Source organism: Pseudomonas sediminis (genome assembly GCF_039555755.1).
GTDB classification, from domain to species: domain Bacteria; phylum Pseudomonadota; class Gammaproteobacteria; order Pseudomonadales; family Pseudomonadaceae; genus Aquipseudomonas; species Aquipseudomonas mendocina_D.
The window spans coordinates 1,055,673-1,082,012 of sequence record NZ_CP154631.1 but is presented as its reverse complement, the minus strand read 5'-3'; the positions used below and the strand labels follow the sequence as shown (position 1 = coordinate 1,082,012).

The window sequence follows — 26,340 nt, the reverse complement described above, 5'->3', positions numbered from 1 at the left end:
AATTGAACCATGCGTCATCGTAAAAGTGGCCGTCACCTTAGCCGCACCAGCGCTCACCGCAAGGCCATGTTCCAGAACATGGCGGTCTCGCTGTTCGAGCACGAGCTGATCAAAACTACCCTGCCGAAAGCCAAGGAACTGCGTCGCGTTGCCGAGCCGCTGATCACCCTGGCCAAGGAAGACAGCGTTGCTAACCGTCGTCTGGCCTTCGACCGTACCCGTTCGAAAGCCATCGTTGGCAAACTGTTCAACGATCTGGGCAAGCGCTACGCCACCCGTAACGGCGGCTACCTGCGCATCCTCAAGTGCGGCTTCCGCGCTGGCGACAACGCTCCGATGGCTTACGTTGAACTGGTCGACCGTCCGGTCGGCGGTTCGGTAGAAGCTGCCGAGTAAGTCTCTGTTCCCTACACCGAGCCGGCTTGCGTCAAGCAGCCAGTTCAGGTCAAGGCAACGACAAACGCCCCAACAGTGTTGGGGCGTTTGTTTTTGCGGCGGAAAAATCCTGGCTTTTCTCCTGTTGCGGTGGTGCTCGGTTTGGACGCGTCCGGGCGTCTATCGAAAGAAAATGACTATCTTGTCGTTGTGTTTCATATATTGGCTCTTTCGTAAGTGCAGGACTACTCTCCTTTCATTGTCGGCCACAGCCATTGGAACCGACACGATGAGGAGAAGGAGAGAAGCATGTCGAACACAGGTAAATGCCCGTTTCATGTCGCAGGCCAGGGGACGACCAATCTGGATTGGTGGCCGAATCAGTTGCGTGTGGATCTGCTGAACCAGCATTCTGAGCGCTCCAACCCGCTGGGCGAGACATTCAACTACGCCGACGAATTTAAGAAGATCGACTATTCCGCCCTCAAGGGCGACATCCGCAAGGTACTCACCGATTCGCAGGACTGGTGGCCGGCCGACTGGGGCAGCTACGTCGGTCTGTTCATCCGCATGGCCTGGCATGGCGCCGGCACGTACCGTCTGGTCGATGGCCGGGGTGGTGCGGGACGTGGTCAGCAGCGTTTTGCGCCGCTGGGCGCCTGGCCGGACAACGCCAACCTGGACAAGGCTCGTCGCCTGCTGTGGCCGGTGAAGCAGAAGTATGGACAGAAGATCAGCTGGGCCGACCTGTTCATGCTGGCCGGCAACGTTGCCCTGGAGTCTTCGGGTTTCCGTACCTTCGGCTTCGCTGCCGGGCGCGCGGACACCTGGGAGCCGGATAACGACGTCAACTGGGGCACGGAAAAGGAATGGCTCAAGCACCGTCATAGCGAGGCGCTGAAAGACAGCCCGCTGTCGGCCACCGAAATGGGCCTGATCTACGTCAACCCGGAAGGCCCGGAAGCCAGTGGCGATCCGCTGTCGGCGGCGCCGTTCATCCGTGCCACCTTCGGCAACATGGCGATGGACGACGAGGAAATCGTCGCCCTGATCGCCGGTGGTCACACCCTGGGCAAGACGCACGGCGCGGTGCCGGGCGACAAGATCGGCCCCGACCCGGAAGCCGCTCCCATCGAGCAGCAGGGCCTGGGCTGGTTCAGCGGCCATGGCAGTGGCAAGGGTAAGGACGCCATCACCTCGGGGATCGAAGTCACCTGGACGCAAACGCCGACCCAGTGGAGCAACTACTTCTTCGAGAACCTGTTCCAGTACGAATGGGAGCAAGTCAGGTCGCCGGCCGGCGCGATCCAGTGGGTAGCCAAGGATGCCCCGGAGATCATGCCCGATCCTTTCGATCCGGCGGTCAAGCACAAGCCGACCATGCTCACCACCGACCTGACCCTGCGTTTCGATCCGGCCTTCGAGAAAATCTCGCGGCGTTTCCTCAACGACCCGCAGGCGTTCAGCGAAGCCTTCGCCCGCGCTTGGTTCAAGCTGACCCACCGCGACATGGGGCCGAAGGCTCGTTACCTCGGCCCGGAAGTGCCGAAGGAAGACCTGATCTGGCAAGACCCGCTGCCGCCAGCCGGCCCGCTGCCGTCCGCTGCCGACATCGCCGATGCCAAAGCTAAGATCGCGGCGCTGGGCCTGAGCGTATCCGAACTGGTTTCCCTGGCTTGGGCCTCGGCGGCCACCTTCCGGGGCGGCGACAAGCGCGGCGGTGCCAACGGTGCGCGCCTGGCGCTGCAACCGCAGCGCGGCTGGGCGGTGAACAAGATCGCGGTTGCCGCGCTGGCCAAGATCGAGGGCATCCAGGCTTCGACTCGCCTGTCTCTGGCCGACCTGATCGTCCTGGCCGGTAATCTCGGCGTCGAGCAGGCCGCCAGTGCTGCCGGTACGTCGATCGAGGTGCCGTTCGCCGCTGGTCGCGTCGATGCCTCGCAGGAGCAGACCGACGTGCACAGCGTTGAATACCTGCGTGGCCCGGCCGATGGCTTCCGTAACTGGAAGGCCGATGGTGTCGGTATCGGCGACGAGGTGCTGCTGATCGACAAGGCTCAGCAGCTGACGCTGACAGCGCCGGAGATGACCGCGCTGCTCGGTGGCCTGCGTGTGCTGGGCGCCAACTGGGATGGCAGCCTGCGGGGTGTGTTCACCGACAAGGTGGGCGTGCTGAGCAATGACTTCTTCGTCAATGTGCTGAGCATGGGCCTGGAGTGGAAACCCAGTGGCGCGGGCTTCGATGTGCTGGAGCGCAAGACCGGGGCGAAGAAGTACACGGCCAGCCGTGCCGACCTGGTGTTCGGTTCCAACTCGCTGCTGCGCGCCTATGCCGAGGTGTATGCCCAGGACGGCGGCCAGCAGAAGTTCATCAAGGACTTCGTCGCGGCCTGGACCAAGGTGATGAACCTGGATCGTTTCGATCTGGCCTGACGCTTCACTGAGCGGTAACGCAACGCCTCCCTCGTGGAGGCGTTGTGCTTTTGCTTGACCGAACCCCGCGTCAGGCGGAGCATTGCCACTTGTTCATGAATGCTACAAGGAATGCCCGGCATGAAAGGCCATACCGAAGTCGTCGACTATCTCAAGCATCTGCTCAAAGGTGAGCTGGCCGCTCGTGACCAGTATTTCATCCATTCGCGGCTGTATGAGGACTGGGGTTTCAGCAAGCTCTACGAGCGCATCAACCACGAGATGGAAGAGGAAACCCAGCACGCCGACGCGCTGCTCAAGCGCATCATCTTCCTCGAGGGTGTGCCGGATATGGTGCCCAACGCCTTCTCCTTCGGGCAGACCGTGCCTGAGGCGCTGAAGCTGGATCTGGCGCTGGAGTACGAAGTGCGCGCGGCCCTGAGCAAGGGTATCGAACTGTGCGAGAAGCATCAGGATTACCAGACTCGCGACATCCTCCTGGCACAGCTCAAGGATACCGAGGAAGACCACGCCTATTGGCTGGAGATTCAGCTGCAGCTAATCGACAAGCTGGGGCTGGAGAAGTACCTGCAAAGCCAGATGTAAGTCTTTGGGCTGCAGGCTTTAGGCCTCAGGCTGCAGGCGTCCATGCTCTGCCTGTAGCCTGTAGCCTGTAGCCTCAAGCTCTATCTCTTTCCAGCAGCGGCTTGAGGAAGTGCCCGGTATGCGAGGCCGGGTTGGCGGCCACCTCTTCCGGTGTGCCGGTGGCGATGATCATGCCGCCCTTGGAGCCGCCCTCGGGGCCGAGATCCACCAGCCAGTCGGCGGTCTTGATCACGTCCAGGTTGTGCTCGATCACCACCACGGTATTGCCGTGGTCGCGCAGGCGGTGCAGCACGTCGAGCAGTTGCTGGATATCGGCGAAGTGCAGACCGGTGGTTGGCTCGTCGAGGATGTACAGGGTCTTGCCAGTATCGCGCTTGCTCAGCTCGCGACTCAGCTTGACCCGCTGCGCCTCGCCGCCGGACAGGGTGGTCGCGCTCTGCCCCAGCTTGATATAGGACAGGCCGACGTCCATCAGCGTCTGCAGCTTGCGCGCGATGGCCGGCACGGCGTCGAAGAAGGCGCGGGCTTCCTCGATGGTCATGTCGAGCACCTCGGTGATGCTCTTGCCCTTGTACTTCACTTCCAGGGTTTCGCGGTTGTAGCGCTTGCCCTTGCACACGTCGCACGGCACGTAGATGTCCGGCAGGAAGTGCATCTCCACCTTGATCACGCCGTCGCCCTGGCACGCCTCGCAGCGCCCGCCCTTGACGTTGAAGCTGAAACGGCCCGGGCCATAACCGCGCGAGCGCGATTCCGGCACGCCGGCGAACAGCTCGCGGATCGGTGTGAACAGACCAGTGTAGGTGGCCGGGTTGGAGCGCGGTGTGCGGCCAATCGGGCTCTGGTCGATATCGACCACCTTGTCCAGATGCTGCAGGCCGTCGAAGGAGTCGTGCGGCGCCGCTTCCAGGGTGGTGGCGCCGTTCAGCTCGGTGGCGGTGAGCGGGAACAGGGTGTTGTTGATCAGCGTCGACTTGCCCGAACCGGAAACCCCGGTGACGCAGGTGAGCAGGCCCACTGGAATTTCCAGATCGACATTGCGCAGGTTGTTGCCCCGTGCGCCCTTGAGCTTGAGCAGTTTCTTCTTGTCACGCGGGGTGCGCTGCGCCGGATAGCGGATCTTCTCACGGCCGGACAGGTATTTGCCGGTCAGCGAGTCGGGGTGATTCATCACCTCGTCCGGCGTGCCTTCGGCGACGATGCGGCCGCCATGTACACCAGCACCCGGGCCGATATCGACCACGTAATCGGCCATGCGGATGGCGTCCTCATCGTGTTCGACGACGATCACCGTATTGCCCAGGTTGCGCAGGTGGTTGAGGGTGCCGAGCAGGCGCTCGTTGTCGCGCTGGTGCAGGCCGATGGACGGTTCATCGAGGATGTACATCACGCCCACCAGGCCGGCGCCGATCTGGCTGGCCAGGCGGATGCGCTGCGCTTCGCCGCCGGACAGGGTGTCGGCGCTGCGATCCAGGGTCAGATAATCGAGGCCGACGTTGACCAGGAACTGCAGACGCTCGCGGATTTCCTTGAGGATTTTCTCGGCGATCTCGCCGCGGCGGCCGGTCAGGTGCAGGTTGGCGACGTAATCGCAGGCATCGCCGACCGGCAGGCCGGTCACTGCCGGCAGAGTCTTCTCGCCGACCCAGACATGCCTTGCCTCACGGCGCAGGCGGGTGCCACGGCAATCGGGGCAGGGTTGGGTGCTGAGGAACTTGGCCAGCTCCTCGCGCACGCTGGCCGACTCGGTTTCGCGGTAGCGGCGTTCGAGGTTGGGGATGATGCCCTCGAAGGGATGCGAGCGTTTGACGATGTCGCCGCGATCATTGAGGTATTTGAAGTCGACGCTCTGCGTGCCGCTGCCGCTGAGGATGGCTTTCTGGTGTTCGGTGGCCAATTCGTCGAAGGGCTCTTCCAGGCTAAAGCCATAGTGCGCGGCCAGTGAGCCGAGCATCTGGAAGTAGTAGACATTGCGCCTGTCCCAGCCGCGTATGGCGCCTTCGGCCAGGGTCAGCTCGCCATTGACCAGGCGCTTGCCGTCGAAGAACTGCTTCACGCCCAGTCCGTCGCAGGTTGGGCAGGCGCCGGCCGGGTTGTTGAAGGAGAACAGCTTGGGTTCCAGCTCGCTGATCGAGTGGCCGCAGTGCGGGCAGGCGAAGCGCGCGGAGAAGATGATCTCTTCGCCTGGCTCATCATCCATGGGGGCGATCAGAGCGATGCCGTCGGCCAGCCCGAGCGCAGTCTCGAACGACTCGGCCAGCCGTTGCTGCAGGTCTTCACGGACCTTGAAGCGATCCACCACCACGTCGATGGAGTGCTTCTTCTGTTTGTCCAGCTTGGGCAGCTCGTCCAGTTCGAACAGCTTGCCGTTGACGCGGGCACGGACGAAGCCCTGCGCCCGCAGCTCCTCGAATACCGACAGATGCTCGCCCTTGCGCTCGCGGATCACCGGGGCCAGCAGCATTAGCTTGCGGCCTTCCGGCAGGGCCAGCACCTGGTCGACCATCTGGCTGACGGTCTGCGCCTCCAGGGGCACATCGTGATCCGGGCAGCGCGGAATACCGGCGCGGGCATAGAGCAGGCGCAGGTAATCGTAGATTTCGGTGATGGTGCCGACGGTCGAGCGCGGGTTGTGCGAGGTGGATTTCTGTTCGATGGAAATCGCCGGTGACAGGCCTTCGATGGTGTCGACATCGGGCTTTTCCATCATCGACAGGAACTGCCGGGCGTAAGCCGACAGCGATTCGACATAACGGCGCTGGCCTTCGGCGTACAGCGTGTCGAAGGCCAGGGAAGACTTGCCGGAACCGGACAGGCCGGTGATCACGATCAGCTTGTCACGCGGCAGGGTCAGGTCGATGTTCTTCAGGTTGTGGGTACGGGCCCCACGAATCAGAATCTTGTCCACTTAGGGAACCTCTAAAAGCTATCTGCGTTGCAAGCGCTGCGTTGAAAGCCGGCTCAGAATGCTCATTTACAGCTCGTAAACCCGGATGCGGGCCCAGTGCATTCTTCGCCTGCTTTCGCCTTGCGCTAGCTGCCTCGCTAACGCTTTTACAGGCTCCCTACAACGGCCTCGCTGGGCGGGCGGAAAACGGTCGAGTATAGGGCTTGCTGCTGCCCTGCGGCAAAGTGTGCGCCTGTGCCGAAACGATGGCGGCTGCTAGAATCGCCGGCTGATTTCCTCAGGGTTTATTCGATGCACGATTCGCACAGCGAGCGCATGAGTAGTAGCGAGACCCGCGCGGCCGGCGGCCTGGCTATGGTGTTCGCGTTTCGTATGCTGGGCATGTTCATGGTGCTGCCGGTGCTGGCCACCTACGGCATGGATCTGGCGGGCAGTACCCCCGCGCTGATCGGCCTGGCCATCGGTGCCTATGGTTTGACCCAGGCTGTGCTGCAAATTCCCTTCGGTATGCTCAGTGATCGTATTGGCCGACGCCCGGTGATCTACGTCGGGTTGCTGATCTTCGCCGCTGGCAGCGTGCTGGCGGCCAATGCCGATTCGATCTGGGGCGTTATCGCCGGACGCGTGCTGCAGGGCGCTGGCGCGATTTCCGCGGCGGTGATGGCACTGTTGTCGGACCTGACTCGCGAGCAACATCGCACCAAGGCCATGGCCATGATCGGCATGAGCATTGGCCTGTCGTTCGCCGTGGCCATGGTCATTGGCCCGCTGCTGACTCGCGCCTTCGGCCTGTCCGGGCTGTTCTGGGCCACCGGGGCGATGGCGTTGCTCGGCATTCTGATCGTCGCTGGCATCGTGCCCAAAGACGCCGGCCCGCTACAACATCGCGAGTCCGGCGTAGCGGCGCAGGCGCTGTGGCCGACGCTCAAGCACGCCGATTTGTTGCGCCTGGACTTCGCCATCCTGGCCTTGCATGCAGTGCTCATGGCCAGTTTCGTCGCCCTGCCGCTGGCGCTGGTGGAGCAGGGCGGACTGGTCAAGGAGGAACACTGGTGGGTGTATCTCACCGCGCTGTTGATCGGTTTCTTTGGCATGGTGCCCTTCATCATTTACGGCGAGAAAAAACGCCAGATGAAGCGCGTGCTGCTCGGCGCCGTCAGCGTATTGCTGGTCTGCGAGCTTTACTTTGCCTTCTTCGGCAGCAGTTTGCGTGCGCTGGTACTGGGCATCGTGGTGTTCTTCACCGCGTTCAACTTGCTCGAAGCCTCGCTGCCGTCGCTGGTCAGCAAGGTGGCGCCAGCTGGAGGCAAGGGCACGGCGATGGGGGTGTACTCCACCAGTCAGTTCCTCGGCGCGGCATTGGGCGGCATTCTTGGCGGTTGGCTGTATCAGCACGTTGGCCTTGGCGGTGTCTTCATCGGCTGCGCAGCGCTCTGTGCAATTTGGCTGGCTATTGCTGTTACTATGCGCGAACCGCCGTACGTGACCAGTTTGCGCCTGCCGCTCGATGCCGCGGCACTGGCCGATGTCGGACTGGTCGAACGCCTCAGGGCGACGCCGGGAGTGGCGGACGCCGTGGTGGTGGTCGATGAAGCGGCCATCTACATTAAAGTCGATACCCAACAAGTGGATCGCACGTCAATCGAGCGCCTGATCGCATCGGCGCCCGGGGCGTGAGGAGTCTAGGAGAACGTTATGGCCCGTGGGGTTAACAAAGTCATTCTGGTCGGTACCTGCGGCCAGGACCCGGAAACACGCTACCTGCCCAGCGGCAACGCAGTGACCAACCTGAGCCTGGCCACCAGCGAGCAGTGGACCGACAAGCAGACCGGGCAGAAGGTCGAGAAGACCGAGTGGCACCGCGTTGCGCTGTTCGGCAAGGTTGCCGAGATCGCCGGCGAGTACCTGCGCAAGGGTTCGCAGGTGTACATCGAAGGCAAGCTGCAGACCCGCGAGTGGGAAAAGGACGGCATCAAGCGCTACACCACCGAGATCATCGTCGACATGCAGGGCACCATGCAGCTGCTGGGCGGTCGTCCTAGCGGCGACGAAGGTGGCGCTCCGCGTCAATCGCGTCCGGCTCCGCAGCGTGAGCCGCAGCATGCTCCGCGTCAGGAGCGTCCTGCTCCGCAGCAGGCCCAGCCAGCGCCTGACTACGACAGCTTCGATGACGATATCCCGTTCTGATCTGAGCGGGCTCTAGCCTATGCGAATGCGCCTGATGCTGCTTGGCGGCGGTAGTGCCCTGGGGCAAGCGCTGATCCGTCTTGGCGCCGAGGAAGACATCGGCTTCCTCGCGCCTCGTCCGCCGGAAGACGGTTGGGATGCCGCCAGCCTGACTGAGCTGCTCGACGATACCCGCCCGGATGCACTGATCAACCTGGCTTACTACTTCGACTGGTTCCAGGCTGAGTCGGTGGCCGAGTCGCGCCTGCAAACGCAGGAGCGCGCTGTGGAGCGGCTGGCCGAGTTGTGTCAGCACCACGGCATCGTCTTGCTGCAGCCGTCCAGCTACCGGGTTTTCGATGGCGCGCGGGTCACCGCCTACAGCGAGAAGGAAGAGCCGCTGCCCCTCGGGCTGCGCGGTCAGGCGCTGTGGCGGCTGGAGCAGAGTGTGCGGGCGATCTGTCCGCGTCATGTGTTGCTGCGCTTTGGCTGGCTGCTCGATGACAGTCGTGAAGGGTTGCTGGGGCGCTTTCTATTACGTGCCGAGCGCGACGATGCCCTTTATCTCGCCGATGACCGGCGCGGCAACCCGACGCCAGTGGACGATGCCGCACGGGTGATTCTGGCCGTGCTCAAGCAACTAGATTGCGAGTCGCCGCTGTGGGGCACCTATCATTACGGTGGCCACGAGACCAGCACATCGCTGAGCCTGGGGCAGGCGGTGCTGAGCGAGGCGCGTCACTATCGCAGCAATCTGGTCGAGGACGTCGCGCCGCAGGCGCACGCTGCTCGCCCGGATGCAGCCGATGAACCGCAACACGCCGTGCTGGCCTGCAAGAAGATTCTTCACACCTTCGGCATCAAGCCGCGCGCCTGGCGCTCCGGTCTGCCAGCGCTTTTGGATCGTTATTACCGTCATGGCTGAAATTCTCGTAACTGGCGGCGCTGGCTTTATTGGCTCGCACCTGGTCGATGCCTTGCTGGCCGCTGGCCACGAAGTGCGAGTGCTGGACAATCTGTCCATGGGCAAGCGCAGCAACCTGCCGCTGGACAATCCGCGCTTGCGCTTCATTGAGGGCGATGTCGCTGATGCTGAAGTGGTCGCGCAGGCGGTCGCCGGTTGTTCAGGGGTAGCGCATCTGGCAGCGGTGGCGTCGGTGCAGGCCTCGGTGGATGACCCCGTGTCCACGCACCAGAGCAACTTCATCGGTACCCTGAATGTTTGCGAGGCCATGCGTCAGCATGGTGTGCGACGTGTGGTCTATGCCTCCAGCGCGGCTATTTACGGCAACAACGGCGAGGGCGTGGCAATCGACGAAGCCACTGCCAAGGCGCCGCTGACGCCTTACGCGTCCGACAAGCTGTCCGGCGAACACTATCTGGACTTCTACCGTCGTCAGCATGGCCTGGAACCGGCGGTGTTTCGTTTCTTCAATATCTTCGGCCCGCGCCAGGACCCGTCCTCGCCGTACTCCGGGGTGATCAGCATCTTCACCCAGCGTGCGCAGCAGGGGCTGCCGATCAGCGTCTTCGGCGACGGCGAACAGACCCGAGATTTCTTCTACGTCGGTGATCTGGTTGTGCTGTTGATGCAGGCGCTGCTCAACGATCAGGTGGTGAGTGATCCGGTCAACGTGGGGTGGAGCCAGGCGGTAAGCCTCAATCAATTGCTGGCGGAGATCGGCGCGCTTTGTGGCGGCTTGCCGCAGGTGACGCATTTGTCGGCCCGTGCCGGTGATATCCGCCACTCGCGTGCCGACAATGCGCGCCTGCAGGCCCATTACCGCCTGCCAGAGCAGACGCCGCTGTGTGAAGGATTGCGCCAACTGCTCGGTTTGTAAATCGAGTTCACGAAAAAAAGCCGGCGTCGCCGGCTTTTTCGTTTCTGCGTGGGCTATCAGAACTTGTAGCCCAGGCCGACCATGTAGACGAAGGGGTCGACATCCACGTCGACCTTGACCTTGTCGCCGGCCAGATAGGTGGTGCCGGTGGTGTCGATATCGATGTAGCGCACCTGGGCGTTGATCATCAGATTGTCGGTCAGCATGTAATCGGCACCGACTTGTGCAGCCCAACCCCAAGAGTCCTTCATGTCCAGGCCACGGAAACCGGCACCTTCGGCTTCGCTGCTGAGCTTGTCGTCGAAGAACCACGTGTAGTTGATGCCGGCACCGACGTAAGGCTGAAAGGCCGACTTGCTGTCGAGCGGGTAGTAGACAAGGCTCAGGGTCGGTGGCAGATGCTTGACCGAGCCCAGTTTCAGGCCGCCGAGACCTTTGGTGCCAACGTCGTGGCTGAACGGTGTGGCAGCCAGCAGTTCGATACCAAGCTTGTCGGTGAGCATGTAAGCGAAGTTCAGACCCAGTTGGGTATCGCTATCGAGTGTCGCTGCGGTCCCGGCAGCTTTTACGCCACCAATTTTGACGTTTGAGCTGTCTTCGTGCGGATCGACGGTGATGGCGCCGGCGCGGACGATGATGTCGCCAGCCTGGTGGGCTTGAGCAATGGGGGAGGCGATGGCCAGGGCCAGCAGTGAGGCAGTGAACAGTGACTTGTACATAGCGAGCTCCAGTTCGAGTCGGTTGTGTGTCTTGGCTGAAATCAATGCTAAGCCAAGCAACAATTCACTTTTTGACCTGGCTCAATAGATCGACGGGCTCTGCTGCGGTGTTTTGTCCATTGCTTCGAATGCGTCTGTAGATGATAATGTTTCTCTTTTTGAAGCAAGCCCGTCTGTCGAGGACCCTCTGCGCATGAATCGCTTCCCCCACCGTTCCCTGGTCGTGGCACTGATGTTGAGCAGCGGCTCGCTGCTCGCCGCGCCGCTGGATGCTGCGCTCGACGAAAGCCAGCGCCTGGCCGCCGAGGCGAAAGCCTCCCAGGGCCGTGTTGAACAGCTGGATGACGCCAGCCGTGAGATGCTCAATGAGTACCGAAATGCCTTGCAGCAGGCTGAGGCTTTGAAAGGTTATAACAGTCAACTTCGTGACCTGGTCGAAGCCCAGCGTCAGGAGCTGGCCAGTTATCAGAAGCAGCTCGATGGCATCGAACGCACCCAGGAAGCGGTAAGCCCGCAGATGGTCAAGATGGTTGAGGTGCTGGGTGAGTTCATCGCCGCGGACCTGCCGTTCCTGCCCGAGGAACGTGAAGACCGTCTGGCTCAGCTGCAGGACCTGCTACCGCGCGCCGATGTCAGCCTGGCCGACAAATATCGCCGCATCCTCGAGGCTTACCAGATTGAAAGCGACTACGGTCGCACCCTGGAGGCCTGGCGTGGCGAACTGAACCAGGCCGATGGCGGCTCGCGTAGCGTCGAGTTCCTGCGTCTGGGTCGCAGCATGCTCTATTACCAGACCCTCGATGCTCATGAGAGCGGCTGGTGGAACCCGCAGTCCGACGCCTGGGAAGTGCTCGATGGTAGCGCGCGTCGTCCGTTGACCCAGGCCATCGCCATCGCCCGTCAGCAACAGGCGCCCGCCGTGCTGTCCCTGCCGATCAAGACCCTGGCCGAGGAGGCCGCACAATGAGTCGTCGTGTTGTAGCCGTATTGGCGCTCAGCCTGTTGCCGGCACTGGCCGCCGTGGCCGAAACCCTCAACCCCGATCAACTGCTGCAGCGCATCCGTAGCGAGCGCGCTGCCGAAGTTAGCGCCATGCGGGAGCGCGAGCAGGCGTTTCTCGCCAAACGTAGTGAGCAGGCGCAGTTGCTGGCTGCCGCACGTTCCGCGCTGAATACCCAGAAAGCCGAAAGCGAACGCCTCAAGGCCGAGTTCGACCGGCAGGAGGTCGAACTGGCCGAGCAGGAAAAACTGCTGGCACAGCGCGTTGGTCACCTCGGTGAGCTGTTTGGCGTGGTGCGCCAGAGCGCGGGTGATGTCGCTGGTCAATGGCAGGACAGTCTGCTCAACGCCCAGTATCCGGAGCGTCTGACGCGCCTCAAAGCATTGGCCGAAAGCCGCTCGCTGCCGTCCGCTGACGATCTTGACGGCTACTGGATGCTGCTGCTCGAAGACCTGGCTGCCAGCGGCCGTATCGAGCGCCTGCAACTGCCGGTGGTGAGTGCAGATGGTTCGCGTCAGGAGCAGCAGGTACTGCGTGTTGGCGCCTTCGCTGTGTATGGCGAGGATGCCTTCCTGCGTTACGACGCCGATGCCGGGCAACTGGTGGCGCCGCCGCGTCAGCCGTCCGGCCTGGGCCAGGTCAAGGACTACCTGAGCAGTACCGATGCGCTCGCCACGCTGCCCATCGATCCGAGCCGTGGCAGCCTGCTGGCGCAGCTGCAGCAGCAACCGACTCTGTGGGACCGTCTGCAACAGGGTGGTCTGGTCGGTTGGGTGATCGTCGTGCTGGGTGCTTTCGGCCTGCTTCTCGCTGTGTGGCGCATGGTCTACCTGGCTCGCGTTGGTAGCGGCGTCAAGGCGCAGATACACGACCTCAGCGCGCCGCGCAATGACAACCCGCTGGGCCGCGTGATCGGCGTGCTGGGCGCCAAGCCGCAACTGGCGGATCTGGAAACCCTGGAGCTGAAGCTCGACGAAGCGATCCTGCAGGAGACACCGCCGCTGGAAAAAGGCCAGGGCCTGCTCAAGCTGCTCGCCGCCGTGGCACCGCTGCTCGGCCTGCTGGGTACCGTGACCGGCATGATCGTCACCTTCCAGGCCATCACCCAGAGCGGTGGCGGTGACTCGCGCCTGATGGCCGACGGTATCTCCCAGGCGCTGGTAACCACCGTGCTCGGTCTGGTGGTGGCCATTCCGCTGCTGTTCCTGCACAGCCTGCTGGCCAGCCGTAGCAAGGGCCTGATCCAGATTCTGGAGCAGCAGAGCGCCGGCCTCATTGCCTTGCACCTGTCGGGAGCGCCGCGCCGTGAGTGATCTGTTCGCCTTCTGGCTGCGTGCAGTCGACAGTGCCCATGCACTGCTCGACTTCATGAGCGCTGGCGGCGTGGTGATGTGGGCGCTGGCAGTGCTCTGCGTGGTGTTCTGGACCCTGGTGTTCGAGCGCTTCTGGTACATGCGCAGGATTTTCCCGCGCTGGGTGCAGGAGCGTCGCGAGGCCTGGCAGCAGGTGCTCGCCGATGACAACGGCAACTGGCAGCGCGCGGTACGCCTGGCCTGGCTGGCGCAGGCGCGTCAGCAACTGGCGACGCCGCTGCGCCTGGGCAAGACCCTGGTGGCGCTGTATCCGCTACTGGGCCTGCTTGGCACCGTGCTTGGCATGATCGCCGTGTTCGATGTGCTCGCCCTCAACGGCACCGGTAACCCACGCGGCATGGCCGCAGGCGTCTGGCAGGCGACCCTGCCGACCATGGCCGGCATGGTTCTGGCCATTCCTGGATTGTTCAGCCTGGCGCGCCTCGAACGCGAAGCCAGTCAGGCCATCGAGCGGCTGGCCGACCAGCTGCGTCACGACTGAGATCGCCCAACATGAGAATGCGTCGTCACCACCAGCAGGACGAAGACACCGGTATCGACCTCACGCCGATGCTCGACGTGGTCTTCATCATGCTGATCTTCTTCATCGTCACCAGCTCCTTCATTCGTGAGTCTGGCGTCGAAGTGCAGCGCCCGCAGGCGGAAACCGCCAGCCCGCAGGACAAGGGCAATATCCTCATTGCCGTCACCGCCGACGGGCAGATCTGGATGGACAAGCAGCCGGTGGACATCCGCAGCGTACGGGCGCATGTCGAGCGCATGCGCGTCGACCAGCCGGATGGTGCCGTGGTGGTGCAGGCCGATCAGGATGCGCGTACCGGCCTGGTCGTCCAGGTGATGGATCAGGCGCGTCTGGCCGGTGTGCAGGATGTCGCTCTGGCCGCTGGTAGCGGAGTCAACTGATGCGCCTGCCGCTGTCTTTTCTCGGCGCCTGCCTGATGGCCTTGGGGCTGTTCGCCCTGATGCTGTACATGGTCGCGCCACCGAGCGCCAAGGTGAGTCAGGAACCGGTCAGCGTGGCCAATTTCGTGCGCATGGACGGTAACGCCAGCGAGACCGCCAGCCGCACCCGTCAGCAGGCACCGCAGCCGCCGCAACCGCAGACGCCGCAGCCACCCACGCCACCGACGCCGCAAACGGCCACGCCGAATGCCAGCCTGCCGGCGCTGGATATCCAACTGCCCAGCCTGGCCAGTGGTATTGCCGTCAACAGCGCGCCGGCACCGAGCTTGTCCGGTCTTGCACCGGGTGCTCCGGCACCGACGCCGCCGAGTGAGGCAGCCGAGGCCGGTGGGCAGATGGGCGGGATGGAGAGCGAAGTCATGCCGCTCAATGACGTGCGCCCGGATTACCCGCGATACGCCCTGCAGCGTGGCATTGAAGGCTTCGTCAAACTGGCGTTCACCATCAATCGTTCCGGCAACGTTGAAAACATCCGTGTGCTGGAGGCCAATCCGCGTAACGTGTTCGAGCGCGAAGCGCGCCGTGCCGCCTCTCGCTGGCGCTTCGCGCCACGTACCGAGGGTGGTCTGGCTGTAGACCGCGAGGCGGTAAAAACCCTCTACTTCCGTCTGGAAAGGAGCTGACCATGTATCGTTGGTTGTTGCTCGTGATGCTCAGTGCTGCGGCCGTGCCTGGCATGGCTCAGCAGACCGTCGATCCGGCTGTGTTCAAGGCCCTGAATACGGCGCAGGTTGCGCAGCAGAAAGGCGACTACGCCGCCGCACAGCGCGCACTCGACGGCGTCCAGGCCAAGAGCGGCAGCCTCGAAGAGGCACTGGTCTGGCGTAGCAAGGCCTATGTGGCCTGGTCGGCCGGCAACAATGCTCAGGCCATCGACTGGCTGGACAAGGCTGTGCGTAGCGGCAAGCTTGACGATGAAATGCTGGCTGGCGAGCGTCTCAATCTGGCCAAGCTCAACCTGGGCGAGCGCCGCTACGCCAAGGTTGTCGAGTTGCTGGCACCGAATCAGGGCAATGCCTCCGAGGAGGTGCTGCAAATGCTGGTGCAGGCCTATCAGGGCATGAACCAGCCGGCCAAGGCGTTGCCGCTGGCCGAGCGATACGTGCAGGCCAACCCCAACGCCGCCGATATCTGGCTGCAGTTTCTGGTGGGTGCCAATGCCGACCTGAAACGTTATGCCCATGCCGAGCGCTGGCAGCGCCAGTTGCTGTCGCGCCAGCCGAACGAAGCCAAGGGCTGGCGTCAGCTGGCTGGCCTGCAGCAGATGGCCGGTAGCAATGACAAGGCGCTGGCGACCCTGCGTGCGGCGCATAGCAAGGGCCTGCGTTTCAGCGAGTCCGAGCTGGACAACCTGGTGCTGCTGGCTGGCGCTGCCGACCAGCCCTGGCAGGGTGCCAAGCTGCTGGCCGGGATGCTCGACAGTGGTCTGCTGGCCAACACCGCCGCGCGCCAGGAGTGCCTGGGGTTGTTCTGGTGGCAGGCGCGTGATCGTTCTGCTGCGGTACGCGTGCTGCGCCCGTTGGCCGAGCGCAGCGGTAATGGCAAACATTGGCTTTATGTCGCGCAGTTGGAGCTGGAACAGGCGCGCTGGCAGGCCGGCCTGGATGCACTGGCGCGTGCCGAGCGTGGTGGTGCCGAGCGAGCCAAGGTGCGCTCCTGGCGGCAATGGGCGGAAAGCGAGCTGCGCTTCGAGCGGGAGAACCGGGTCGCCAGTCGCAGTTGAGTCGTTCTCGGTGCGCACGGCGCACCCTACGGTAGGATGCGCCGCGCGCACCAAGTAAAAAGCCAGGCCCCTGGGTCTGGCTTTTTCTTGGGTGGCGTATTTGTAGGAGCGGCGGGCGGCGTTCCGATTTATCCGCGAATCTTTTCGCGGCTGAAGCCGCTCCTACAGTCACACCTACGAATGCCCGGCAGGGTCAGTTATCCGGCAATTCGTAGGCGTAGATCTTGTCCGCTTCCATCTTATAACCAACTTCGGCCAGCTCGCTGCTGACATGTTCGGTTTTCAGCGGGCCTTCCACCCAGAACGGCTGGTACAACGCGTCGAGCAGTACGCCGAGCTCGCTGGTGACGTGAACGATCTGGTTCGAGGGCGGTGGTGGTACGTGAATGCAGGCGCCGAAGTAGGGCACCAGCAAAAACTCCACCACCCGGCCTTCGTCAGTCACATCCAGCGGCACGATATAACCGGGCACCTTCACCTGCTGACCATTGAGCTCCTTGACCACTGGTGCGGCCGGCGATTGCTGCATGGCGGCCGGCCCGGACTCGGCCAGCGCGTCGGCCAGTTGAGAGAGGTCGTGGATCGGCGCAGGGTTGATGACCTGCGGCGGAGCATCCGGCGGAATCAGCTCGGACCAGGTGAGTTCGCGCACATCAGCGGCGGCCAGCGGTAGTGCCAGGCTCAGCAGCAGGGTGGCGAGCAGGGGGCGGGACATGAGGAACCTCGTAGTGAGAACGCCTGTGCAGTGTACGACAGGCGCTCTCAACTTTTCCTTAGAGCCTTATCGACAACCCATCGGCCAACGACTGCCGATAGGCCCGCCAGGCCGGCACGCTGCCCATCGCCACGGCTGCGGCGAGAATGCCACCAAGTAGTTTCCATTCGTAACTCGACGGCGCATTGAGTGCCAGATACAGACCGTAATTGGCCTGGACGAAGCCCTGGCTGCCGGCGATACCCAGATAGAGCAGCGCGACACCGAAGGTCACGCCGGCAAGCGCCAGAGTGAAGGCCTCAAGCACCAGCAGACTGGCGATATGCCAGGGGCGGGCGCCTACCGAACGCAGAATGGCCATCTCCCGGCGGCGCTCGTTGAGGCTGGTGAGAATCGCCGTGAGCATGCCGATCAGACCGGTCAGCACGACGAACAGCGAGACCACGAACAGTGCTTTTTCGGCCGTACCCATCAGGTTCCACAGCTCCTGCAGAGCTACGCCTGGTAGGATCGCCAGCAGCGGCTCGCCGCGGAATTCATTGATTTCTCGTTGCAGGCTGAAGGTGGCGATCTTGCTGTTGAGGCCGAGCAGGAAGGCAGTGATCTGCTTGGGCTGCAGCGCCTGTCCACAAGCTACTGCGCTTGACGCTGCTGCGTTGAAAGCAGGCTCGGAATGCTCATTGAGACTCGACTCAACTGCGCTTCCTCGCCCGCTTTCGCCTTGCCCCGTCTGCGCTCGCGACGCTTGTGAACAGGCGCTTGCCCACTCTCGCACCTGATCTGCGCTGATCTGCGCCGCGCTGCGTGCCGGCATGCCGTTTTGCCAGTCGATGTGCAGCGCCTCCATGCCAGCCAGGGAAATGTGCAGCGTGCGGTCGACCGGTGTGCCGGTGCGTTCGAGGATGCCGACCACGGTGAACGGCTTGTCGTCGTGCTTGACCAGGCTGATGGTGGCGACGCCGTGTGCCAGGACGACCTTCTCGCCGAGACCGTAGCCCAGCGCCTGGGCCACTTCCGCGCCGAGTACTACCTCGAACGGGTCGTCGGCAAACTCGCGGCCCTGGGCCAGCTTCAGCGCCTGGCTACGGGCGTAGCGGTAATGCTCGAAATAGGCGGTGCTGGTGCCCATTACCCGATAGCCACGGTGCGAGTCACCGAGGGAAATGGGGATGGCCCACTTCACCTGACGGTGGTTGGCGAAGTGCTCGAAACTGTCCCAACGGATGTTGTTGGTGGCGTTGCCGATGCGGAACACCGAGTAGAGCAGCAGGTTCACGCTGCCGGAGCGGGCGCCGACGATCAGGTCGGTGCCGCTGATGGTGTTGGCGAAGCTGGCGCGAGCTTCGGTACGTACACGCTCCACGGCCAGCAGCAAGCACACCGAAAGGGCGATGGCGAATACCGTGAGCAAGGCGGTGAAGCGGCGGTTGGCCAGGCTGGCCAGGGCGATGCGGATCAGGTGCATCTCAGGCCTCCTGTGGGCGCGTGGCGCGGTTAAGTTCGGCCAGCGACAGGTTGCGGTCGAACAGCGAAGCCAGGCTCTGATCGTGGCTGACGAACAGCAGGCTGGCGCCGGCAGCGCGGCATTCGGCGAAGAGCAATTGCAGGAAGGCCTCGCGGGCGTCGAAGTCCAGTGCCGAAGTCGGTTCGTCAGCGATCACCAGTTCCGGCTGGCCGATCAGTGCTCGCGCGGCAGCAACGCGTTGTTGCTGGCCGATGGACAGTTCGTCGGCGCGACGGCCGAGCAGGTCGGCGCGCAGGCCGAGATGGTCGAGCAGCGCCGCTGCGGCGACATCGATGCTGCCGTGGCGCTGGCGTGCGCGTTCGGCACGCAGGCGCGAGAAGCGGCAGGGCAGCTCGACGTTCTCGCGCACAGAAAGAAATGGCAGCAGGTTGAACTGCTGGAAGATGTAGCCAGTGTGGTCGACGCGAAAACGGTCGCGGGCACCGGCGGAGAGTTGGCCGAGGTCCTGGCCGAGCAGGCGGATATGGCCGCTTTGTGCCCTTTGTACGCCGCCGAGCAGGCCGAGCAGGGTGGTTTTGCCGCTGCCACTTGGGCCTTTGAGAAACAGGGTTTCACCGCGTGCCAGGGTGAAGACGGGGATATCCAGCAGCTGCGCCTGGCCGGGCCAGGCGAAGCCGAGATTGGCGAGTTCGATCAGAGGTTCGGTCATTGTCTGCTGCGTGTCGGGAGAAGGCATTTATTGCCGGAGCGAGGGGCGCTCACTCCGGCAATGAGACGTGGCAGGTCAGAAGCTCAGGCGTGGCTGTGCTGGCGTCAGTTCCACGCCCTGCTGACCATTCGGGCCGATCAGTTGTACCTGAATCTTCTCGGTGGCGGGGAAGCGTTTGAACAGTTCGGCGAGATCCAACTGTTTCAATTCGTTGGCCTTGGCGCATTCGAAGCGATAGTGCGCATGGATGTCGCTGTGCTCGCCTTCATGATCATGATCATGATCATGATCATGATCAGCGTCGCCAAACAGTGGGCTTTCCAGTTCGACCTGGGTGGCCTTGCAATCGCCGCTGTTCAGGGCGAACAGGCTGATGGGCTGCTCCAGTTCCCGCTTGGCGGCGGCGACCTTGGCCTTGTCGGCATCGCTCTTGGCGGCATGTTCGAAGCCCACCAGGTTCATTGCCGGGCTTTCGAGCTGCAGCTCCAGCAGGTTGCCGTCCAGTGCTGCGTTGAGGCTGGCGACGCCGTGTTCGTGGGCACCCAGGCTGTCGTGGGAATGTTCGTGGTCGTGATCATGGCCGTGTTCATGGGCCTGGGCGGCGACCAGGGGCAGCAGGGCGAAGGGCAGGGCGAGCAGCAGGTGGCGCATGGGTGTCTCCAGCTTGGGTGCGAGTTAATTGTTACGTTATAACAACTTTCGTGGCGAACTGGCCAGCCTGACGCTGTCATGGGAGCATGCAAGATCCTGACTGGAGGCTGAACATGGTGCGAATACGTGGGCGCATTGGCGACTGGCCGGTGGATCTGACGGTGGAGCTGGATGCTGAGGACTGGGCGCAACTGGCGCAGCATGTCGCCGTTGCGCCTACTGCTGGTGCGATGGCGTCGGCACCCACGGCAGATGCGGGTGATGCCCTGTGGCAAACCGCGCTGCAACTGGTGCGCGATGCAGGGCAGGTGGAAGGACCGAAACTGATGGCGCAACTGGCCGCGCTGGCAGGTGGCGAGGCCGCTGGCAAACGCTTGTTGGTACGTCTGCGCCACTGTGCACAGATCCGCATGGAGACCGGCGCGGATGCGCCGATCTATCACTGGCAGGAGTAGTTGCTCAGGCTGGTAGGGTGTCGCGCGCTGCCATGCTGCGTGCAACGAGGCGCTAGCGCCCCCATCGCTGGTGCGCACCTCAAGGCGAGGGGCGTAGTGCGTACCGGGGCGCCGGCCGCTCGGAAACAGTACGCCGTTGAGGGGAGTGTTGGGCGTGAGTTGCGGTGGAGAACTTGGCGCGGCCCGACGGACTGTTCGCTGGCGCTCCTGAGTCCGCCCTACGCGTGGCCGGCGTTCCGGTCCGCCCTACGGCGAGCGCGATCCAACGCTGGGATCAGTAGATCGCCTGATACAGCTTGCGGCGGTAGGTGGTGACCAGCGGGTGGTCGCCGCCGAGCAGGTCGAACACTTGCAGCAGGGTCTTGTGCGGCAGGCCTTCGCTGTAGCTGCGATTACGCACGAACAGCTTGAGCAGGCCGTCCAGCGCCGCTTCGTACTGCTGGCGCGCCAGTTGCTGCACGGCCAACTGATACAGCGCTTCGTCGTCCTCGGCATTCTGCGCCAGGCGGCTTTTCAGCGTGGCGGCGTCTGGCAGGTCGGCGGCCTGACGCAGGAAGGTCAGTTGCGCCTTGGCACCGGCCAGTGCCTGCTTGTGCTCGTCACCCTTGACGGCGTTGAGCGCGGTTTCCGCTTCGCCCAACTCGCCGCGCTCGGCCAGGCAGCGCGCGTAGAGGATCAGCGCGGCAGCATTTTCGTTGTCTTCGGTCAGCACCTGCTTGAGCAGTGTTTCGGTGTCTGCAAAACGGCCTTCGGCGAACAGCGCCTGGGCGGCCTCCATCGGGTCGGCGGCGGTAGGGGCCGGTTCAGCGACATGAGGCTTGAGCATCTCGCGGATCGCCGCCTCCGGCTGGGCGCCGGCGAAACCATCCACCGGCTGGCCGTCCTTGAACAGCACCACGGTTGGCAGGCTGCGAATGCCGAAACGCATGACGATGTCCTGCTCGATATCGCAGTTGACCTTGGCCAGCAGCAGCTCACCGGCATATTCCTCGGTGATCTTCGCCAGCATTGGCATCAGCGCCTTGCACGGCGCGCACCACTCGGCCCAGAAGTCCACCAGCACCGGTTTGTGGAAGGAGTTCTCGATCACCAGTTGCTCGAAGTTGGCGGCGCCGGAGATGTCGAAGATGTAGGGGGAGTCGCTCATGGTCGGTCTCGAAAAACAGGGCAATGGTCTATTAATGCGGGCACTGCCGCGCGGTTACAAGGGGCGCACGGCGTGATACAGGCTGACTTCGCGGAATTCGGCGGGCTCGGCCAGGTCTGGCCAGGTGCAGCCGTCCAGCAGCGCCAGGCGCTGGTACAGCGGATGCTGGAAATCCTTGACCCGTGAATCGGCCACCAGGGCCTGACGCCCGCGGCTGAGAAAGTGGTCGAGCAGCGGCAGGTTGGCGCGATCGTAGAGCACGTCGGAGACCAGAATCAGGTCGTAGCGATCCGCTTCGGCGAAGAAATCGTCCGAGTAGCTCAGCGTCACACCGTTGAGTGCGGCGTTGGCGCGGCTGGCGGCCAGCGCCAGTGGGTCGAGGTCGCAGGCTACCACTTCTGCCGCACCCGCCTTGGCCGCGGCAATGGCCGCTACGCCGGAACCAGCGCCGAAATCCAGTACGCGCTTGCCGCGTACCCATTCGGGGCGCTCGGCCAGCCAGCGTGCCAGCACCAGGCCGCTGGCCCAGCAGAAGCACCAGTAGGGCGGCTCCTCGAGGATGCGCCGGGTCTCCTCGGGGTTGAAGGCGCGCTCCATATTGCTGGCATCGATCAGCCACAGGGCGATATCTGTACCGGGCAGTGTTTCGGCCACCAGGCGGGCATCGCCGAGTAATTCGCTGAGCGCATGCTGCAGCGGTGCGGGTGGCCTCATGGCGCTGGCACCAGATGCAGCGCGCCAAGGTCCTGGTCGTTCAGTTCGGTGATGGTGCGTGCCGGCAAGCGCTGTACCAGGCGTCCGGATTGACTGACGCGGCCGCGCAGTTCCAGGCGCAGGTCCTGAGGCGCCTGCTGCGTGTTCAGTGGCAGATGGAACGGCAGCGCTTCGCCGTCACCACGCAGATGAACCTGGCCAAGCAACGCACGCGGGCGACCGCGCATGTCTACGCCCAATAATGCGAGGTCGACATCGGCGTCTGCGGCGACGCCAAGCAATTCGCCGCGCAGGCCTGGGCCCTGGATCGGTGCTGCGATGGGTTCTGCCTGTGCAGGTACTGGAGTGGGTGGCGACGCAGTGCTCGTGGGCTCGCCGGCGCAGGCCGCAAGTAGGCCGCTCAGGGCAATGGGTAGGAGGGGCAGATATTGATTCATGGCAGGTTCTGCTTTTGACGGGGCATGGGCATAGCTTAATTTGTCTTGCCGCCGTAAGCAGGTGATCTCAAGGCTCCTTACATTTTTCAATGACGTGCTATGCGCTACCATGGCGACTTTGCCGCCATTCGTCAGCCCTCACCATGCATTGTCCGTTCTGCGCTGCCAACGACACCAAGGTCATCGATTCCCGTCTGGTCGCCGAGGGCGACCAGGTCCGCCGCCGCCGCGAATGCGTGGCCTGCGGTGAGCGCTTCACCACCTTTGAAACCGCCGAGCTGGTGATGCCGCGTCTGATCAAGCAGGACGGCAGCCGCCAGCCTTTCGACGAAGAAAAGCTGCGCGCCGGCATGCAGCGCGCGCTGGAAAAACGCCCGGTGAGCGTCGAGCGCCTAGAGGAAGCCATCGCCCGTATCAAGCAGCAACTGCGCGCCACTGGCGAGCGCGAGGTGAAGTCGCTGGTGCTGGGTGAGTTGGTGATGACCGAACTGAGCAAGCTCGACGAGGTGGCCTACATCCGCTTCGCCTCGGTCTACCGCCGTTTTCAGGACCTCAACGAATTCCGCGAGGAAATCGAACGCCTGGCCCGCGAGCCGTCGAAAAGCCGATGAGCGAACGCGACCAATTCTTCATGGCGCGCGCCCTGCGGCTGGCGCGCAAAGGCCTGTACTCCACCCATCCCAATCCACGAGTCGGCTGCGTCATCGTGCGTGATGGCGAGATCGTCGGCGAAGGCTGGCATGCCCGTGCCGGTGAGCCGCACGCCGAGGTGTACGCACTGCGCCAGGCCGGCGACAAGGCGCGTGGCGCAACGGCGTACGTGACACTGGAGCCCTGCAGCCATCATGGGCGCACGCCGCCTTGCGCCGATGCGCTGGTCGCCGCCGGGGTCAGCCGGGTCGTTGCGGCGATGCAGGACCCCAACCCGCAGGTGGCCGGCAGTGGCCTGCTACGCCTGGCCCAAGCCGGTATCGAGGTCGCCAGTGGCGTGCTGGAAAGCGAGGCGCGAGCGCTCAATGCCGGTTTCATCAAGCGCATGGAGAGCGGGTTGCCGTTGGTGCGGGTCAAGTCGGCGATGAGCTTGGATGGCCGCACTGCCATGGCCAGCGGCGAGAGTCAGTGGATCACTGGCCCGGCGGCGCGCGCGGAGGTGCAGCGTTTACGCGCGCAGTCCAGCGTGGTGCTCAGTGGCGCCGACACCGTGCTGGCGGACGATGCCCGGCTGACGGTGCGTCCCGACGAGCTGGGATTGGGGGTCGAAGCCACTTTCATGGCCGCTTCGCGACCACCGCTGCGGGTATTGGTCGATGGTCGTCTACGCGTGCCGCTGAGCAAGGCCTTCTTCCAGGCCGGTCCGGCGCTGGTGGCCACCTGTGCGGCTGCCGCCGCCCGTGATCGCTATCTGGCCGATGGTCACGAACTGCTCGCCGTACCGGGCAGCAATGGTCACGTCGACTTGCGCAAGTTGCTGCTGGAGCTGGCCGGCCGTGGCGTCAACGAAGTGCTGGTAGAGGCTGGGCCGCGTCTGGCCGGCGCCTTCGCCCGTTCCGGCTTGGTGGATGAGTACCGCATCTTCGTCGCGCCCAAGCTGCTCGGCTCCAGCGCGCGGCCGTTGTTCGAATTGCCGCTCAACCGCATGGCCGAAGCGCCGGAGTTGCAGATTCTCGATATTCGCGCCGTCGGCGACGACTGGCAGATCACCGCGGTGCCCAAGGCCAGATAGCGCACGGGCCATGCGTCGCGGCGAGAAATGTGATAAAACGCCACGCGGTCATTTCACATGGCCGCAACGTTCTCAGGGCGGGGCGAAATTCCCCACCGGCGGTGATGGTTCGTAGAACCTAGCCCGCGAGCGCTCGCCACGGCACCTGCCAGGCGAGGTCCAGCAGACCCGGTGTGATTCCGGGGCCGACGGTATAGTCCGGATAAAGAGAGAGCGGGATTCCCTCCACGGGCGCCTAGTGCGTGTCCGCGAAATCCCTATCGATCGGCATTGCCCTGTTTTTGACCAAAACAGGAGTTCGTCCATGCTGTTCAGCACCACCTTCAACGTGAAACCGGAGGGCTTATGTTCACCGGCATAATCGAAGCCATCGGCAGTATCCGCGCCATGACGCCGAAAGGAGGCGACGTGCGCGTTTACGTGGCCACCGGAAAACTCGACCTGGGCGACGTCAAGCTCGGCGATAGCATCGCCGTCAACGGCATCTGCCTGACCGCTGTGGAATTGCCCGGCGACGGCTTCTGGGCCGACGTCAGCCGCGAGACGCTGGCGCGCACCGCCTTCGTCGACCTCAAGCCCGGCAGCGCCGTCAATCTGGAAAAGGCCCTGACGCCCACCAGTCGCCTCGGCGGCCATCTGGTCAGCGGTCACGTCGACGGTGTCGGCGAGATCGTCTCGCGCGCCGATAATGCCCGCGCCGTGCAGTTCACGGTGCGCGCCCCGCGCGAGCTGGCCAAGTACATCGCGCACAAGGGTTCGATCACCGTCGATGGCACCAGCCTGACGGTCAACGCGGTCAATGGCGCCGAGTTCGAACTGACCATCGTGCCGCACACCCTGGCCGAGACCATCATGGTCGACTATCAGGCCGGGCGTAAGGTCAACCTCGAGGTCGACCTGCTGGCGCGTTACCTGGAGCGCCTGCTGCTCGGCGACAAGGCCGCAGAGCCCAAGGCCTCGGGCCTCACCGAAAGCTTTCTCGCCGAACACGGCTACCTGAAGAATTGAGGAGACGCCCCGATGGCGCTCAATACCGCTGAAGAACTGATCGAAGACATCCGCGCCGGCAAGATGGTCATCCTTATGGATGACGAGGACCGCGAGAACGAAGGCGACATCATCATCGCCTCCGAATGCGTCACCGCCGAGCACATCAACTTCATGGCCCGCTTCGCCCGTGGCCTGATCTGCATGCCCATGACCCGCGAGCGTTGTGAGCTGCTCAAGCTGCCGCTGATGGCGCCGCGTAACGGTTCCGGTTTCGGTACCAAGTTCACTGTCTCCATCGAGGCGGCCGAAGGTGTGACCACCGGCATTTCCGCCGCCGACCGCGCGCGCACCGTGCAGGCTGCCGTGGCGCGCAATGCGGTGGCCGAGGATATCGTCAGCCCTGGCCACATCTTCCCGCTGATGGCCCAGCCCGGCGGCGTGCTGGCCCGTGCCGGCCACACCGAAGCGGCCTGCGACCTGGCGCGTATGGGCGGTTTCGAACCGAGCGGGGTGATCTGCGAGATCATGAACGACGACGGCACCATGGCCCGTCGCCCGGAGCTGGAGAAGTTCGCCGAAGAGCACGGCCTGAAGATCGGCACCATCGCCGACCTGATCCACTACCGCCTGATCCACGAGCGTACCGTCGAGCGCATCAGCGAGCAGCCGCTGGACACTGAGCTGGGTCAGTTCAATCTGGTGACCTACCGGGACAGCGTCGAGGACACCGCACACATGGCGCTGACCCTGGGCACCATCTGCGCCGAAGAGCCGACCCTGGTGCGCGTGCACAACATGGACCCGCTGCGCGACCTGTTCCTGGTCAACCAGCCGGGGCGCTGGAGCATGCGTGCGGCCATGGCCGAAGTGGCCAAGGCGGGTAGCGGCGTGGTGCTGCTGCTCGGCAACCCGCTGACCGGGCCCGAGCTGCTGGCGCTGATCGGTCGTCAGCAACCGGCCAATCCTGCGACCTACAGCACGGTGGGCGCCGGTTCGCAGATTCTGCGCGATCTTGGCGTACGCAAGATGCGCCTGATGAGCTCGCCGATGAAGTTCAACGCGATATCCGGCTTCGACCTCGAAGTTGTAGAATACCTGCCGGCCGATTAAAAGCGGCCCGAAGGGCCAAAGCTGATGACCCTCTCCCATTTATGGGAGAGGGTGCCCGCAGGGCGGGAGAGGGTGTTATGGCCAACGCCTAACCCTCTCCCCCGGCCCCTCTCCCACAGGTGGGAGAGGGGAGCAAAG

The 26,340-nt window shown here is 63.7% G+C and carries 27 protein-coding genes and 1 riboswitch; of the genes, 18 read left to right on the top strand and 9 right to left on the bottom strand.

All coding sequences use genetic code 11. From position 1 onward, the window contains the following. Positions 1-9: 9 nt before the first annotated feature. The 3 genes from rplQ to bfr all read left to right on the top strand — a co-directional run bounded on the left by rplQ (position 10) and on the right by bfr (position 3,393). Positions 10-396, top strand: coding sequence for a 50S ribosomal protein L17 (gene rplQ / locus AAEQ75_RS05180; protein WP_003243945.1), 387 nt, complete (start codon positions 10-12; stop codon positions 394-396). Positions 397-684: 288 nt separating this feature from the next. Then, positions 685-2,808: a catalase/peroxidase HPI gene (gene katG / locus AAEQ75_RS05175; protein ID WP_343351072.1), complete on the top strand. Its 2,124-nt coding sequence runs from the start codon at positions 685-687 to the stop codon at positions 2,806-2,808. A 120-nt stretch (positions 2,809-2,928) separates the two neighbouring features. Then, positions 2,929-3,393 (top strand): bacterioferritin, encoded by a 465-nt coding sequence (gene bfr / locus AAEQ75_RS05170; protein WP_074858054.1) that lies wholly within the window; start codon positions 2,929-2,931, stop codon positions 3,391-3,393. Between the two features lie 73 nt (positions 3,394-3,466). Here the strand turns inward: bfr and uvrA are convergent, their stop codons facing one another. Further along, the gene (gene uvrA / locus AAEQ75_RS05165; protein WP_343351071.1) at positions 3,467-6,301 is read right to left on the bottom strand and encodes an excinuclease ABC subunit UvrA; all 2,835 of its coding nucleotides are present in this window, start codon (positions 6,299-6,301) and stop codon (positions 3,467-3,469) included. A 291-nt stretch (positions 6,302-6,592) separates the two neighbouring features. Here uvrA and AAEQ75_RS05160 point away from each other — a divergent pair, with 291 nt between their 5' ends. Genes AAEQ75_RS05160 through AAEQ75_RS05145 form a run of 4 tightly spaced genes read left to right on the top strand, consistent with a single transcriptional unit; the run spans position 6,593 to position 10,308 of the window. After that, on the top strand, positions 6,593-7,978 hold the full coding sequence (locus tag AAEQ75_RS05160) for an MFS transporter (protein WP_343351070.1): 1,386 nt from the start codon (positions 6,593-6,595) through the stop codon (positions 7,976-7,978). 18 nt (positions 7,979-7,996) lie between these two features. Next, complete coding sequence (locus AAEQ75_RS05155) at positions 7,997-8,488, top strand: single-stranded DNA-binding protein (RefSeq protein ID WP_343351069.1); 492 nt, start codon at positions 7,997-7,999, stop codon at positions 8,486-8,488. Between the two features lie 19 nt (positions 8,489-8,507). Beyond that, the gene (locus AAEQ75_RS05150) at positions 8,508-9,392 is read left to right on the top strand and encodes a sugar nucleotide-binding protein (protein ID WP_343351068.1); all 885 of its coding nucleotides are present in this window, start codon (positions 8,508-8,510) and stop codon (positions 9,390-9,392) included. Further along, complete coding sequence (locus AAEQ75_RS05145; protein WP_343351067.1) at positions 9,385-10,308, top strand: NAD-dependent epimerase/dehydratase family protein; 924 nt, start codon at positions 9,385-9,387, stop codon at positions 10,306-10,308. The genes AAEQ75_RS05150 and AAEQ75_RS05145 overlap by 8 nt, the downstream gene beginning before the upstream one ends. A 56-nt stretch (positions 10,309-10,364) precedes the next feature. Here the strand turns inward: AAEQ75_RS05145 and AAEQ75_RS05140 are convergent, their stop codons facing one another. Next, the gene (locus AAEQ75_RS05140) at positions 10,365-11,027 is read right to left on the bottom strand and encodes an OmpW/AlkL family protein (protein ID WP_343351066.1); all 663 of its coding nucleotides are present in this window, start codon (positions 11,025-11,027) and stop codon (positions 10,365-10,367) included. Positions 11,028-11,220: 193 nt separating this feature from the next. On the opposite strand from AAEQ75_RS05140, the gene AAEQ75_RS05135 reads away from it, so the two are divergent. Genes AAEQ75_RS05135 through AAEQ75_RS05110 form a run of 6 tightly spaced genes read left to right on the top strand, consistent with a single transcriptional unit; the run spans position 11,221 to position 16,086 of the window. Beyond that, on the top strand, positions 11,221-11,994 hold the full coding sequence (locus tag AAEQ75_RS05135; protein ID WP_343351065.1) for a DUF3450 domain-containing protein: 774 nt from the start codon (positions 11,221-11,223) through the stop codon (positions 11,992-11,994). Beyond that, on the top strand, positions 11,991-13,340 hold the full coding sequence (locus tag AAEQ75_RS05130) for a MotA/TolQ/ExbB proton channel family protein (RefSeq protein WP_343351064.1): 1,350 nt from the start codon (positions 11,991-11,993) through the stop codon (positions 13,338-13,340). The genes AAEQ75_RS05135 and AAEQ75_RS05130 overlap by 4 nt, the downstream gene beginning before the upstream one ends. Beyond that, complete coding sequence (locus AAEQ75_RS05125) at positions 13,333-13,881, top strand: MotA/TolQ/ExbB proton channel family protein (RefSeq protein ID WP_343351063.1); 549 nt, start codon at positions 13,333-13,335, stop codon at positions 13,879-13,881. The genes AAEQ75_RS05130 and AAEQ75_RS05125 overlap by 8 nt, the downstream gene beginning before the upstream one ends. 11 nt (positions 13,882-13,892) lie before the next feature. Further along, positions 13,893-14,303 carry an ExbD/TolR family protein gene (locus AAEQ75_RS05120; protein WP_003463247.1) on the top strand — a complete coding sequence of 137 codons (411 nt, stop codon included), beginning with the start codon at positions 13,893-13,895 and terminating at the stop codon, positions 14,301-14,303. After that, positions 14,303-14,986, top strand: coding sequence for an energy transducer TonB (locus AAEQ75_RS05115; RefSeq protein WP_343351062.1), 684 nt, complete (start codon positions 14,303-14,305; stop codon positions 14,984-14,986). Before AAEQ75_RS05120 ends, AAEQ75_RS05115 begins: the two co-directional genes overlap by 1 nt. Before the next feature lie 2 nt (positions 14,987-14,988). Next, the gene (locus AAEQ75_RS05110; protein ID WP_343351061.1) at positions 14,989-16,086 is read left to right on the top strand and encodes a tetratricopeptide repeat protein; all 1,098 of its coding nucleotides are present in this window, start codon (positions 14,989-14,991) and stop codon (positions 16,084-16,086) included. Between the two features lie 193 nt (positions 16,087-16,279). On the opposite strand, the gene AAEQ75_RS05105 is transcribed toward AAEQ75_RS05110, so the two are convergent. From AAEQ75_RS05105 to AAEQ75_RS05090, 4 genes are all read right to left on the bottom strand, one after another. Further along, positions 16,280-16,801 carry a DUF3299 domain-containing protein gene (locus AAEQ75_RS05105; protein WP_343351060.1) on the bottom strand — a complete coding sequence of 174 codons (522 nt, stop codon included), beginning with the start codon at positions 16,799-16,801 and terminating at the stop codon, positions 16,280-16,282. A 58-nt stretch (positions 16,802-16,859) separates the two neighbouring features. Continuing rightward, on the bottom strand, positions 16,860-18,266 hold the full coding sequence (locus AAEQ75_RS05100; protein ID WP_343351059.1) for an ABC transporter permease: 1,407 nt from the start codon (positions 18,264-18,266) through the stop codon (positions 16,860-16,862). 1 nt (position 18,267) lies between these two features. Beyond that, entirely contained in the window at positions 18,268-18,975 is a 708-nt protein-coding gene (locus AAEQ75_RS05095) for an ATP-binding cassette domain-containing protein (protein WP_179574576.1), read from the bottom strand. Positions 18,976-19,050: 75 nt separating this feature from the next. Then, positions 19,051-19,626 (bottom strand): DUF2796 domain-containing protein, encoded by a 576-nt coding sequence (locus AAEQ75_RS05090; protein ID WP_343351058.1) that lies wholly within the window; start codon positions 19,624-19,626, stop codon positions 19,051-19,053. Positions 19,627-19,739: 113 nt separating this feature from the next. Between AAEQ75_RS05090 and AAEQ75_RS05085 the strand changes: the two genes are divergently transcribed. Beyond that, positions 19,740-20,081, top strand: coding sequence for a hypothetical protein (locus tag AAEQ75_RS05085; RefSeq protein WP_179574574.1), 342 nt, complete (start codon positions 19,740-19,742; stop codon positions 20,079-20,081). A 274-nt stretch (positions 20,082-20,355) separates the two neighbouring features. Here AAEQ75_RS05085 and trxA read toward each other — a convergent pair whose 3' ends face one another. Genes trxA through AAEQ75_RS05070 form a run of 3 tightly spaced genes read right to left on the bottom strand, consistent with a single transcriptional unit; the run spans position 20,356 to position 22,379 of the window. Further along, positions 20,356-21,228, bottom strand: coding sequence for a thioredoxin (gene trxA, locus AAEQ75_RS05080; protein ID WP_179574573.1), 873 nt, complete (start codon positions 21,226-21,228; stop codon positions 20,356-20,358). Positions 21,229-21,282: 54 nt separating this feature from the next. Continuing rightward, on the bottom strand, positions 21,283-21,942 hold the full coding sequence (locus tag AAEQ75_RS05075) for a class I SAM-dependent methyltransferase (protein WP_343351057.1): 660 nt from the start codon (positions 21,940-21,942) through the stop codon (positions 21,283-21,285). Beyond that, entirely contained in the window at positions 21,939-22,379 is a 441-nt protein-coding gene (locus AAEQ75_RS05070) for a hypothetical protein (protein ID WP_179574571.1), read from the bottom strand. Before AAEQ75_RS05070 ends, AAEQ75_RS05075 begins: the two co-directional genes overlap by 4 nt. 143 nt (positions 22,380-22,522) lie before the next feature. Here AAEQ75_RS05070 and nrdR point away from each other — a divergent pair, with 143 nt between their 5' ends. The 4 genes from nrdR to ribBA all read left to right on the top strand — a co-directional run bounded on the left by nrdR (position 22,523) and on the right by ribBA (position 26,202). Then, complete coding sequence (nrdR, locus tag AAEQ75_RS05065) at positions 22,523-22,990, top strand: transcriptional regulator NrdR (protein ID WP_003243991.1); 468 nt, start codon at positions 22,523-22,525, stop codon at positions 22,988-22,990. Beyond that, positions 22,987-24,102, top strand: coding sequence for a bifunctional diaminohydroxyphosphoribosylaminopyrimidine deaminase/5-amino-6-(5-phosphoribosylamino)uracil reductase RibD (gene ribD, locus AAEQ75_RS05060; RefSeq protein WP_343351056.1), 1,116 nt, complete (start codon positions 22,987-22,989; stop codon positions 24,100-24,102). The genes nrdR and ribD overlap by 4 nt, the downstream gene beginning before the upstream one ends. Before the next feature lie 64 nt (positions 24,103-24,166). Further along, positions 24,167-24,321: riboswitch (FMN riboswitch) on the top strand. 126 nt (positions 24,322-24,447) lie between these two features. Beyond that, positions 24,448-25,110 carry a riboflavin synthase gene (locus AAEQ75_RS05055; RefSeq protein WP_106733421.1) on the top strand — a complete coding sequence of 221 codons (663 nt, stop codon included), beginning with the start codon at positions 24,448-24,450 and terminating at the stop codon, positions 25,108-25,110. A gap of 12 nt (positions 25,111-25,122) precedes the next feature. Continuing rightward, positions 25,123-26,202 carry a bifunctional 3,4-dihydroxy-2-butanone-4-phosphate synthase/GTP cyclohydrolase II gene (ribBA, locus tag AAEQ75_RS05050; protein WP_343351055.1) on the top strand — a complete coding sequence of 360 codons (1,080 nt, stop codon included), beginning with the start codon at positions 25,123-25,125 and terminating at the stop codon, positions 26,200-26,202. The last annotated feature ends 138 nt before the right edge of the window (positions 26,203-26,340 follow it).